Below are 11,786 nucleotides of genomic sequence, written 5' to 3'. Positions count from 1 at the left end.
TCCAGCTGAATGAAAACTGAACATAAACTGAAAATAAACTGAAAAGTGATTCGCAAATATGCATCCTCAATAAGGGAATTTAAGGATGTTGATATATATTCTGTTATCGTGGATACTATCTTAAAGCCGAGACAATCAATGCAGCACCTGTTCAAGGTCATCATGGATGGGTGAAAGGAGGAGACTGGACATGATAGGAAATGTATATCCACCCGAGGATCAGAGCAAGGGCTCTCTCGATGGAGGAAGGATAACGGAGCAGAAGCCGATCGGTTTCTCCGGAGAAGGGTCTGCCGTGACCCGGGTGGGACCGCTTTTCTATTGGTCCTGGTTTCGTTCGCCCGTCGAAGGTTATATCGCGCCTCATCCCCATCAGGGTTTTGAAATCGTAACTTATATGATTCAGGGGAAGGGCGTTCATAAGGATTCGCATGGTACGCACAATGAGTTGGGGGCTGGAGGCCTGCAATTGATGAGGGCGGGTTCCGGACTAACGCACGAGGAACGTCTCACTGGGCCGGATGCAGAAGGATTTCAGATTTGGTTCGAGCCGTATCTTCGCGATTCATTGAAACAGAATCCTGCCTGTCGTCAGTATCGACCGGATTCCTTTCCGGTAACCCGCATACAGGGTGGGCTGGTTAAAACGATGATTGGCGGTTCTGCGCCAACTGATTTATCCGTTGATGTGAGGATGCTGGATATTCAGATTCTGGCCGGGAACGAAGCTCAGTATGAATTGAAGTCCGGCAGGAGAGCGGCTGTGCTTGCCGTGAGGGGAGCGGGCAGCTTTTGTGCCGAAGAGGAAAGCCTCCAATTTCGTCAGCGGGACTTTATGGTAATGGATACGAAGCATGGCGAGACGCTGAGCCTTAAGGCGCAAGAGAATGTCAGGGTCATCCTGATTGACGTACCGGAAAACCCTGGGTATCCGCTCTATTCCAAGAGGCCATAAGGTTAAATGTTTACAAAATTGTAGTGGAATGAAATTTAGGATGTACGATAAACTAGAGTCTGTCAGATGGGGATGCCCGTCTGGACAGGCTTTTTTAGCTGTCGGAGTGATTCAAATATATTCTCTCATGCAACAATAACAACAAAAAATACGTATATATGGTAAGTAGAAAGACCCAACAGAGAATTCCGGAGTTCGTTATACCGGGATGGTTGGGTTATTTTGGCATGTATTATTTCTAAAATAATCTATTTATACTAAATTAAAGTATAAAAAGAGACTAAAGTCCCCCTCTTTACCAATAGTTGGCATACGTTTTTGTGAGGATGGTAGCATGCGTCCCAAGACATAGCCTGTCTATAATGATTGCGGGATCACGAAAATGACAATTTCGTCATTCCACAATCTAACGAGATGGGGGAGATCATTATTTTCTCGAAAAAAAGCTTTAAACAATTGATGGCCGGAGCGCTTCTATCAGCAGCTGTTCTTGGTTCTTACGGATATGGGTCTGTGAATGAAGTGGCTGCTGCCAGCGTGCAGTCAGTAACCAAAGGTGTAGCAAGCTCGAATGTGTATATGCGCAATCAGCCTTCGACTTCGGGTAAAGTCTTGGATCGTGTGTATAAAGGTGACAGCGTTCAAATTCTGGGCAGCAGCTCAGGGTGGTATAAGATTAAAACTTCGGAGGGTAAGCAAGGATATGCTTCCTCTAAATATATTAACCAAAGTAACGGCTCTTCTAACAATTCCGGCAGTAATTCCGGCAATTCGGGAAGCACTGCGCCTTCTGCAAGCGCAAGCGTTGAAAAAGTAATCAGTGCAGGCATGAAGTATCTGGGCACGCCATATGAATTCGGTTCTAACCGCAATTCAACGAAAACCTTTGACTGCTCGGCCTTTGTCCGCCGCGCATTTATGGACGGCGCTAACATTACGCTGCCAAGCGATTCCCGCAAGCAAGGGCAGTACATCAAGGACAAAGGAACTGCTGTATATAACGTGAATCAATTAAAACGCGGGGATCTGGTATTCTTTATGAGTTACAGAGGTTCATCGGCATCCGCCTATGCCGGATTGGACAAGTCCAAACAGCGGATCACGCATGTAGCTATTTATCTGGGAGATAATAAACTGCTGCATACGTATTCGAAACAATCCGGTGGTGTCCTGGTAGGCACCTTCGGTGATTCCTGGAAAAATCGCTTCGTGCATGGCGGAAGCGTCCTGTAACGTATCTGTGTCATTTTTTCATTAAGTATATATTCATACTTAGTATGAGATAGAAGGACTGTCCGAATCGATCTGAACGATCTTTAACGGGCAGTCCTTTGTTATTTGGGATTTGCTTTTCGCCTTTGATTTTTAGTAAGGTGGACCATAGAGAACGGACAGCATCAAGAAATGGACAGGAGGGACGACGATGAATGGTGGACAGCGTTCCAATATCAAACCGGGACTCGAGGTTGATATCGTATTGAAGCAGGATCAGCGAACGGGCAAATTAACCCGTGGCGTTGTTAAAGATATTCTGACCAATTCCCCGAACCATCCGTATGGCATTAAAGTACGACTTCAAGATGGCCAGGTGGGACGGGTAAAGAACATTTACGAGTCTTGAAAATTCAATGTATCCTGCGGCCATCATAATTCAGGCTGCCATTATATAGTACAGTTTGAGTATAAGTCGATCCAAAACTTCGCAAATTTGAGGGGGGTTGGATGCGGCTTTTTTGCATTTCTATGCAACATTGCCTTCAGATCATCCGTCTGGAAGTTGAGGTGAAAGTAAAGATGAAAAGATACCTTTATATCGGGTTTATCTTGTTGCTTATTATGCTAACAGGTTGTGTGAAGCAGGAGACGCAGGGGGCGGCTCCGTCTGATCCTACATTGAATAAAGCTGCCAGGGGAAGTCAGGCGGAAATGACCGACGGCGTCTTCGTGTATCGACTCGTTAGCGAGAAAGAGAAGTATGAACGGGGAGATCAGGTTCAAGTATACGGGGAGCTGGAATATATCGGCGAAAAGGATGAGATTACGATCGGCCATGCGGCTTCCGCCTTTTATTTCCCGATGAAAGAGCTCACAAGGGACTACAACATCAGTTACGCCATGAATGAGCCTTATATCACCACCAAGCTGAAAAAGGGCGAGCCACTGCGGGAATATTACAAAATCGGCGGCGGTTACGATAGCAGGGACGACAAAAGGTACAAGGATTTCATCCATTCGCTGAAGGATGGTTTTCCGGGCGGGCACTACGTCGTCTACGGATCTGCGGATTTCGTGATTGATTTACAGTCGCACGGGGCGGACCAGGGCGGTTCGAATGGGGAAGAGCCGAAGAGGTATAAGATACAAGCCGAGATCGAATTCAGCGTAAGTGAAGATACGAAGTAAATAACGATGGAAGGGGTATCTCGCAGGTCTTATCGACCTATGAGATACCCCTTTTAACATTCTTATGCTTATTGGAAGCCTTGGCCTTGATGTGTGTTAGGAAAACCCTGTTGGCCAAACGAAGGCTGAATGTGCTGTGTTTGGTTGTGAGCTTGCACGGAATTCTCGACTTGCCTAACGATTTGGGAGATTTGCTGATACTGCTGCATCGCTTGTTGGTGGCCTTGAAGGGCAGACTGGATCATCTGTGCCGCTTGGCGCTCTCGCTGAGCGAGCTCCTCCAGGCGGGCTGTATTTTGCTGCTCCTGCTGCATCAACTGCTGGTACATAGCCGAAGCCTGCTGCGTTTGTTGGGTTAACTGCTGAAGAATTTGCTCGCACTGACGAATTTGCTGCGAAATTTGCGAGTTATTGTTATTCATTTGATACATAGCGTGTATTCCTCCTAAGAATTGTGGTTTCAAATCCTTGGTTAGTGTACGGAAGAATACGTGAAAACATCCTGATTATAAAGTGAGCTGTCCCTCCAATATATGGACAAACTCCTCCAGAAAAGCCTGGTCCTCCTGGTCGAAACGGTTCTTTAGCGGACTATCGATATCGAGAACGCCATATAATGCCCCGTCCACCATTATCGGAACGACAATTTCGCTGTTCGAAGCTGCATCACAGGCAATGTGCCCGGGGAATTCATGTACATCGGGAACAAGCAGTGTCGTCTGTTCAGACGCAGCCGTGCCGCAAACGCCACGATTCATCGGAATCCGAATGCAAGCGGGCAGACCTTGGAACGGTCCAAGCACCAGTTCTTTACCATCATAGAGATAGAAGCCGACCCAGTTCGTATCCGATAGAAACTGCTTGAGGAGCGCAGAGGCATTGGACAAATTGGCAATGGCATTGGGCTCATCGTGTATAAGTGCTTTTAATTGGTTCAGGACCTGTACGTATTGCTCGCTCCGGGTGCCTTCATAGGGTGTGTTTTGAAACATGTGGATTTCCGTCCTTCCTTTATTCGCGTTGGTTTAATGACCTTAGTATAAGTATATGATATTCGTCAAGGGACAAGCCACGGAGAAGAGAAGCATCAAGAGGATCCGGCTGATTCCTCTTCCAGGCGCAAGGGTAATGTATGACATGACCAGGTATTAATTTTAATCAGATGGAGGGAGAGACCTTAATGCGGGCAGACGTACAGAATTTGTTTATCGGTATTCATATGCTCTATCACGCCCATGAGCGGGACCTAACGATCAGCGAGATGCAGCCCGAGTTGGAGCGCCATGGATATAAGGTTGGCGACCGGGAGGTTAAGCATGAGCTCGAACGCTTGACCGAGGAGAACTTCCTGACGGCGCACGGGGAAGGATACAGTCTCACGGGAGCCGGGATCGAGGAATTCAAGGAAATCCAGAGCAGGCTTAAGGAGCTTTGTGATGAAGTGCTTAAACCGGTGAATCCGAAGAAGGCAGACTCCATGGCGTAGGTAGATAATAGGTATAACATTAGAAGAAGCCCCCGACTCACGCTGGTTCTTACGCGTGCAGGCGGGGGCTTTTTTGAAGAGATATGAAGTATCAACTCCGGTCTATATCGTTTCAAGTGAGCCGTCCAACTCCAACTGGAAAGAATGCGGGGCAGGCGCAGCTTCCGTATCCGGCTGTGATACTCGTTCAGCGTCCACCTGCGGTGCTCTTACGGGTTGATCTATATGTTCACGAAGGAAAGAGTGCACGCTTTCCCGATATTGCTTGGGATCAACGTGATAAGCGTTTGCATGGATAGCGCCTTCGATAAGAAGAAGTTTTTTCGGTTCCGGTTTGGCCTCAAACATCTCGATACTCATTCGGGTAGGCACGTAATTATCCTTGGTACCATGAATAAACATAACCGGCAGTGTACTGTTCCGAACAGCACGGATCGGACTGACTTGATCGAGGCTGAACCCGGCTTTGCGCCGTATTCTGGCATTGACCCAAGACAGGAACGGCACCGAAGGGATTTTGTTAATGCGCGTAAGCTGATGCCGCATTAAATCCGTCAAATCGGAATACGGACAATCGGCAATGACAAGCTTGACCTGCGGCTCGGCAATGGACAAATATTCAAGCACGGTCCCGCCTCCCAGCGATTGACCATGAAGCCCGATGGCCACATCCTGGCCATACTTCTGAATAAGCCAGCGTACCCACGCTTGCACATCGTGTTTCTCATAATAGCCGTATGTGGTATAACGTCCTTCGCTTCGCCCATGCCGGCGTTGGTCGATAAGAAGGACATTGCAGCCCTCTTCTGTGAACAAATCGATGAATTGGGTGGATACGGCTCGGGATCCGGTATAGCCGTGTGCGAGAAGCATCCAATGCTTGGAGCCGGGATTGTTCTCAATGGCTGCGCCGCACAGCTTTAAACCGTCAAAACTTGTGATGACCACTTCGTTCTTCTGAAGCGACTCATATTGCTCTCTGCTGTACAGTCCGGCTTTTTCCAGCACGGTGAACAGCCTGAGATCGTTCTTTACTCTCATCCTTGTAATCTGCAGATATCCGATTTGCGTAATGGCAGCGGGAATGATAACGACGGTGAACAGCAAGATAATCGCGATATTCATACTCAGATGACTTTCCTCCTTCTTCGGTACTGTTCAACGGGGCTGTAACATGCATATTGACGGAAGCCTTCCGAATCCATCAATATAGATACATCCAGCTTCTAGAGATACTGAAGGATGACCAGGACACGGGTTAAATATTCGCTATACTCTTTTATACACGACATAGTATCACCGGAAACAGTCGATACAAGTCGGATTTTTTGCAAGGAGGTGCAAAAACCATGTATGTCTGCAAGGGAATCATTCCGGAAATGAATGGCCGGCGAATACGGCTGCGCAGGATGGAGACGGATGATGCGGAAGCGATGTTCCGCTGCTGGTCCGATCCGAATACGACCGCTTTTCTGGATTTGCCCGCCATGCATTCGGCTGAGGACGCAAAGGCTTTGATTCATTGGCTGCATCTGCTTGCCGAGCAGGACGAGGCCATCCGCTGGGGCATCGAAGCCATCGACACAGGCCAATTGATCGGCAGCTGCGGGTTTAATATTTGGCAGCTGGATGGCGCATTCAAGGGCGAGTTCGGCTGTGAGCTCACAAGCGCTTTATGGGGGCAGGGCTTCATGTCGGAGGCAGCCGAAATGGTTGCGGCATTTGGGTACACTTCCATGGGACTGAACCGGATTGAAGCTTTTGTTGATTCGAGAAATGAACGGGCATGCCGTTGGTTTACAAGGATCGGCTATACGCGCGAAGGCGTCTTAAGAGATTATCGCCATACGCCAAGCGGTTACGTGGATGCCGTCGTTTTTTCACGTTTAAGAAAAGATTGGGCAAGGTCGATAGAAAGGCAGGAGTTGTAATATGCTGATTCAATATGAGAAGGGTAACACGCTTCTTCATCGATATGATCCATTAAGCAAGCTGGTGATATTATTTTGCACCGCTGTGATAGCCATGCTGCTTGATCAGGCCTGGCAGCAGGCGTTATTCCTTCTGTTATGCATTGGACAAGCCCGGTTTGCAGGCCAGGTGTCAGGCAAGCGGCTGCTGGGAGGGATCCGGCTGATTGCGATCGTTGCTGTACCCTATTTCATTCTGACCAGCCTGACGGTCAAGGGAGAGACCATATGGCTGCAGTGGGGACCCATCTCCTTAACAGAGGAGGCGCTTAACGCTGCGGGTGCCATGACGCTCCGGATGTTTACCTTGTTTCTAACCTCGATGGCTTATATTTTGACGACAGATCCGAGAGAACTGGTAGCCGAATTGACCAGACGTCTTCGAATCCCTTACCGGTTTGCGTTTGGCATATCCGCTGCGCTAACCTTTATCCCGCTGTTGGAGGAAGAGGGAACCCATATTTTGGCTGCCCAGCAGGTAAGGGGCCATCGGCCACCAAGGGGCCTAGGTAACCGAATCAGCTATGGCTTGAAGTTTGTCTCGGCTGTTCTGCTCAATGCGCTGCGGCGCGTGCAGCAAACGGCGGGTGCCATGGAGTCCAAAGGCTTTGGCGCGTATCCGGAACGAACGTACCGTACGGAGGTTAACATTCCTTTATGGGCGGTCATATCGGCTGTCATGTATGTGTTAGCAACGGTTTTTGTGTGGTGGATTGTTTAAATTGTTAACCTTTTATATTAAAAATTAGGTTGACGGTTGGGGAAGAAGTATGCAAAATATGAAATGAAGCATCCGAAAGTGCTAGTACAGCCAGTCATGGCTGGAATTAAGGAGGACTACATTTGAATTCATCATCATCTTCAAAAAAATGGTTTGCTTTTACGACCCAGGAAATTATCCTGATGGCGATGCTCGCTGCCGTCAATGCCGTTCTAACGGTGTACATAGGGCCGGTTAACAAACTGCTGAGCAGTCTTGGCGGGCCCATCGCAACTTCGACGACCACAGGCATCTACATGGTGTATGGGCTCTTGGCCTATTACATCATTCGTAAACCGGGGACGGCGGTTGTCACCTTTGCGATTGGCGGCACGATTCAAGCTCTGACGGGTACGGTATACGGCATCGCTTCGTGTTTTGTGGCCGCAGGCTGTTATATGATCGTAGCCGAGACGATTTTTGCCATCTACCGCCACAAAAAGTGGAGTGCCGGCGTGCTCATGCTGGTTGGCGGCGCGATGGTACCGCTGTGGTTTCTGTTCGCGGCCAACATGTTCGGATATACGTCTTGGCCGCTTGAAGTGCTTGGTATTGCGCTGGTCGTGCGCATTCTGAGCGGTGTGCTCCTCTGCGGTCTGTTAACCAAAGTGTTAGGAGAGGCGTTAGTGAAGACAGGCCTGCTTCGCCGGTTTGCCGTCGCCGTAAAGGGATAGTTCCATGTCGGGATCAACGGTAACATGCTGGGACCTCGGATTTCTTTACGATGGAGAAGAGCGCCCGGTTATACAGGATCTCCATCTGGAGATCGAGCAGAACGGGTGGGTCGCGATCCTCGGGGCAAGCGGGAGCGGGAAGTCAACGCTGTGCCAGCTGCTGTGCGGTCTTCTTCCGCGGAGCGGCGGAGGCACAAGAACCGGGGAAGTGCTGCTTAATGGTTTCGATCCCGCCACGGCGCCGATTGCCGAGGTGGCCGAAGCGATAGGGGTATTGTTTCAGGATCCGGATGCACAGCTCGTTCAGGGAATCGTAGAGGACGAGGCGGCCTTCGGTCCTGAAAATATGCGGGTTTCACCCGCTGAGATTGAGGAGCGGGTGGTGCAGTCCCTTACGGCGGTCGAGCTGCTGGAGCGCCGGATGGATCCGGTGCGCAGCCTGTCCGGCGGACAACGGCAGCGCACGGCCATTGCCGCGGTGCTGGCGCTGCGCCCGCGGCTCTTCGTCTTCGACGACGCCTGCGCCAGCCTGGATGCCGCGGCGCAGGCGAACTTCCTGCAGCTGTGCCGCAAGCTGCAGGCGGAGGGCCGGACGCTGATCACCGCGTCCGGCCGCTTTGACGATGTCGCGCGCGCCGCAGGGCGCGTCATCGTCCTGGACGGCGGCACCGTCGTGCTCGACGGGCCGCCGGAGGAGCTACTGCACCGCTGCGGGAAGCAGCTGGTGCAGCTGGGCTTGCTGCCTCGGCCTGCAGGCGAGGCAGCGGGTGCCGCCGCCGGGGACAAGCCTGTCCCGGCGGCAACTTCCCCGCATTCGGCTGAACCCCACGCGGAAATGCCGATCCTCGCAGGCTCCCTGCCTGCATCGGTATCCCGTGCGGAAGCGTCGAACCCCGCAGGTTCCCTGCCTGCATCGGTATCCCGTGCTGAAGTGCAGATCCCCGCATGTTCCCTGCCTGCGGCGGTAACCCATGCGGAAGGCGCGCGGCTGTCTGCCGTCTCCCCGCTGCTCCATATCGATTCGCTGACGTTTGCGTATCCCGGCGGCCGGGAGGCGCTGCGCGATATCGATGCGAAGATTGATCCCGGCGACTGGGTGCTGCTGACCGGGGAGAACGGGTCCGGCAAAACGACCCTCAGCCGCCTGATCATGGGCCTGCTGCCGGCTCCGGCAGGCAGCATACGCTGGCAAGGGGAAGATACGAAGGGAATGGCCGTTTACCGCAGAGCCGAGATGATCGGCTATGTGTTCCAGCAGCCGGAATATATGTTTACCGCCCCGAATGTGTGGGAGGAGCTGATTTACAGTCTTCATGGAGGGGTGTCCGTGAAGAAGCGTCCGGAGCTGTCTGCTGGCCAGCAGCAGCGCGCTAGGTTTCTTTTGGAGAAGGCGGGGCTTACGGGTCGGCTTCAAATGTCTCCCTACCTGCTCAGTCAGGGGGAGAAGCGCCTTCTGAGCATCATCAGCCAATTGATGCTGCAAAGAGCGCTGTACATCCTGGACGAACCGACGTCGGGGATGGACTATGCCGCCATCGATAAGGTGATCGAGCTGTGCCGTTTTGTCATTGGGGAAGGTTCGGCCATATTGATGATTACGCACGATCCCGAGCTCATGAAGAGACATGCCACTTCCTTTATTCATCTGCGAAGCGGGAAAATGACTGTGCAACCTTCGTTGTAACCCTTATAATAGAAATGTTACATGATGTGAAAGCGCTCCTGGTATCGGGAGGCGCTTTTATGCTGTTGGCCCCGGTTTTTTATCCTTATCAGAAGGACATATATCGGAAACCTGATACAGCAGGGACTGGAATCATGCCGGGGCTGTCTAGAGTAAAGGGGACGAAGGAACGTGGGTGTATTAAAACAAGACAAACGCAGTTATATCCTGGTCGGTATTTTGTTATCCACCTTCATGGCTGCGATCGAAGGAACGGTAGTCGGCCCGGCGGGACCGGCCATTATCAGCAGTTTCGGCAGCGTAAGCCTCATGAGCTGGATTTTTACGGCCTACCTGCTGACGATGGCGGTAACAACGCCGATCTTCGGTAAAATAAGCGATTTATATGGACGCAAGCCCGTATTTTTATACGGCTCGCTGATCTTTCTCGTAGGCTCATTGCTGTGCGGCCTGTCGCAGAACATGACGCAGCTGATCATATTCAGGGCAATCCAAGGAATTGGGGCCGGTGCGGTTATTCCGGTGACCTTTACGATTGTCGGAGACATTTACAATCTGGAGGAACGAGGGAAGATTCAGGGGATGATCAGCTCCGTATGGGGAATCTCCTCTCTGATCGGACCGCTGCTTGGCGGGTATTTCGTGGATTACCTGTCCTGGCACTGGATCTTTGTTTTTAATGTACCGTTTGCGCTGTTATCGATATGGCTGATTTTCCGTTATTTCAAAGAGGAGCGCACCACCCGCGAAGTATCGATCGATTACGGGGGAGCGGCCCTGTTTACCGTGGGAATGACGGCGCTGCTGTTTGCGCTCGCGGTAGGCGGCGGAGAGAGCTATTCCTGGACTTCTCCGTTCATGCTCGGTTTGATGATCGGTTCCGTGGTGCTGCTCGCTGCGTTTCTGGTGGTGGAGAGCAGAGTGAAGGAGCCGATGCTGCCGCTCCATCTGTTCAAGATCCGGGATATTACGGTATCGACGGTAGCCAATATTCTGGTAAGCGCGCTTATTATCGGGCTGACCACGTATTTGCCACTGTGGATTCAAGGGGTTCGGGGCGGCAACGCGACCTTGTCGGGCCTGACATTAGCCCCGATGTCGATCGGATGGCTGATCGGTTCGATTATCAGCGGGCGCCTGATCATTAAATCCGGTTCCCGGAAAACGGCGATTATCGGCGTCGTATTTCTAATCATCGGAGCGGTGGGATTGGCGTTCATGCATAAGGATACGGCGCTGGGCGTGCTGCTGGTCTTTACGTTCATTTATGGGGTCGGCTTTGGATATATCTCCACCTTGTTTCAGATTATCGCGCAATCCTCGGTGGGTTATGAGGTCCGGGGAGCTTCCACGGCGCTGAACTCCTTCATCCGCACGTTCGGTCAGACCGTGGGCGTAGCGGTGTTCGGATTATGGGTCAATGCGGGAATTGCGGGCAGACTTGCGGCGGAGCCGGATGCGGCAGGCATTACCAGCGACGACATTAATAAGCTGCTCTCTCCGCATGGCATGGCTGAACTGCCCGAAGGGTCAGGCAGCCTGCTGAGCGGAATACTGGAGGGCAGCCTGAATTCCCTGTTTGTGGTGATGGCCGTTATGGCGGTGATCTGTATGCTGATCGTGGCCGCCTTCCGCAATGCGCCTCCTGAACCCGAGACGGGAACGGAAGAGACACAGCCGTCAGGCCATTGATGGATGGACTCATGTAAGGCATATATTTTTTCATAGCATAATTTAACAGGATCCCGCTCTCTTTGAGGCCGGGATCCTTTTTTTGTTTAGTGCTGCTCTATGCGGACAGCAAACGGCCATCTCGCAACAATCCCCTTCGAAAGTGTCTGAAATCTTGCTAAT

Annotated in this window: 13 protein-coding genes; 10 read left to right on the top strand and 3 right to left on the bottom strand. The window is 51.3% G+C overall.

Features of this window, described 5'->3' with window-relative positions; genetic code table 11:
• The first annotated feature begins 190 nt into the window (after positions 1-190).
• The 4 genes from AK95_RS21260 to AK95_RS21245 all read left to right on the top strand — a co-directional run bounded on the left by AK95_RS21260 (position 191) and on the right by AK95_RS21245 (position 3,358).
• On the top strand, positions 191-955 hold the full coding sequence (locus AK95_RS21260; protein WP_071221904.1) for a pirin family protein: 765 nt from the start codon (positions 191-193) through the stop codon (positions 953-955).
• Between the two features lie 414 nt (positions 956-1,369).
• The gene (locus tag AK95_RS21255) at positions 1,370-2,188 is read left to right on the top strand and encodes a C40 family peptidase (RefSeq protein ID WP_071222300.1); all 819 of its coding nucleotides are present in this window, start codon (positions 1,370-1,372) and stop codon (positions 2,186-2,188) included.
• Between the two features lie 190 nt (positions 2,189-2,378).
• Positions 2,379-2,576 carry a YwbE family protein gene (locus AK95_RS21250; RefSeq protein ID WP_071221903.1) on the top strand — a complete coding sequence of 66 codons (198 nt, stop codon included), beginning with the start codon at positions 2,379-2,381 and terminating at the stop codon, positions 2,574-2,576.
• Between the two features lie 173 nt (positions 2,577-2,749).
• Positions 2,750-3,358, top strand: a complete 609-nt coding sequence (locus AK95_RS21245) for a hypothetical protein (protein ID WP_071222299.1) — start codon at positions 2,750-2,752, stop codon at positions 3,356-3,358.
• A gap of 68 nt (positions 3,359-3,426) precedes the next feature.
• Here AK95_RS21245 and AK95_RS21240 read toward each other — a convergent pair whose 3' ends face one another.
• Together AK95_RS21240 and AK95_RS21235 are read right to left on the bottom strand one after the other, a co-directional pair.
• Positions 3,427-3,789, bottom strand: coding sequence for an AMP-dependent synthetase and ligase (locus tag AK95_RS21240; RefSeq protein ID WP_071221902.1), 363 nt, complete (start codon positions 3,787-3,789; stop codon positions 3,427-3,429).
• 75 nt (positions 3,790-3,864) lie between these two features.
• A complete protein-coding gene (locus AK95_RS21235; RefSeq protein ID WP_071221901.1) occupies positions 3,865-4,350 on the bottom strand; it encodes a GAF domain-containing protein in 486 nt (161 codons plus the stop codon).
• Positions 4,351-4,538: 188 nt separating this feature from the next.
• Here AK95_RS21235 and AK95_RS21230 point away from each other — a divergent pair, with 188 nt between their 5' ends.
• Positions 4,539-4,844 carry a hypothetical protein gene (locus tag AK95_RS21230; RefSeq protein ID WP_071221900.1) on the top strand — a complete coding sequence of 102 codons (306 nt, stop codon included), beginning with the start codon at positions 4,539-4,541 and terminating at the stop codon, positions 4,842-4,844.
• A 102-nt stretch (positions 4,845-4,946) separates the two neighbouring features.
• Here the strand turns inward: AK95_RS21230 and AK95_RS21225 are convergent, their stop codons facing one another.
• Positions 4,947-5,969: an alpha/beta hydrolase gene (locus AK95_RS21225; RefSeq protein WP_071221899.1), complete on the bottom strand. Its 1,023-nt coding sequence runs from the start codon at positions 5,967-5,969 to the stop codon at positions 4,947-4,949.
• Positions 5,970-6,193: 224 nt separating this feature from the next.
• Here AK95_RS21225 and AK95_RS21220 point away from each other — a divergent pair, with 224 nt between their 5' ends.
• From AK95_RS21220 to AK95_RS21200, 5 genes are all read left to right on the top strand, one after another.
• Entirely contained in the window at positions 6,194-6,775 is a 582-nt protein-coding gene (locus AK95_RS21220; protein WP_071221898.1) for a GNAT family N-acetyltransferase, read from the top strand.
• A gap of 1 nt (position 6,776) precedes the next feature.
• Positions 6,777-7,535 carry an energy-coupling factor transporter transmembrane component T family protein gene (locus AK95_RS21215; protein WP_071221897.1) on the top strand — a complete coding sequence of 253 codons (759 nt, stop codon included), beginning with the start codon at positions 6,777-6,779 and terminating at the stop codon, positions 7,533-7,535.
• 122 nt (positions 7,536-7,657) lie between these two features.
• Positions 7,658-8,248: an ECF transporter S component gene (locus AK95_RS21210; protein WP_397376776.1), complete on the top strand. Its 591-nt coding sequence runs from the start codon at positions 7,658-7,660 to the stop codon at positions 8,246-8,248.
• Between the two features lie 4 nt (positions 8,249-8,252).
• Entirely contained in the window at positions 8,253-9,932 is a 1,680-nt protein-coding gene (locus AK95_RS21205; RefSeq protein ID WP_071221896.1) for an ABC transporter ATP-binding protein, read from the top strand.
• A gap of 171 nt (positions 9,933-10,103) precedes the next feature.
• Complete coding sequence (locus tag AK95_RS21200; RefSeq protein ID WP_071221895.1) at positions 10,104-11,624, top strand: MDR family MFS transporter; 1,521 nt, start codon at positions 10,104-10,106, stop codon at positions 11,622-11,624.
• Positions 11,625-11,786: the final 162 nt, after the last annotated feature.

This window comes from Paenibacillus sp. LC231 (assembly GCF_001860525.1).
GTDB lineage: Bacteria > Bacillota > Bacilli > Paenibacillales > Paenibacillaceae > Paenibacillus_AQ.
This window is presented reverse-complemented; position numbering and strand designations above follow the sequence as displayed.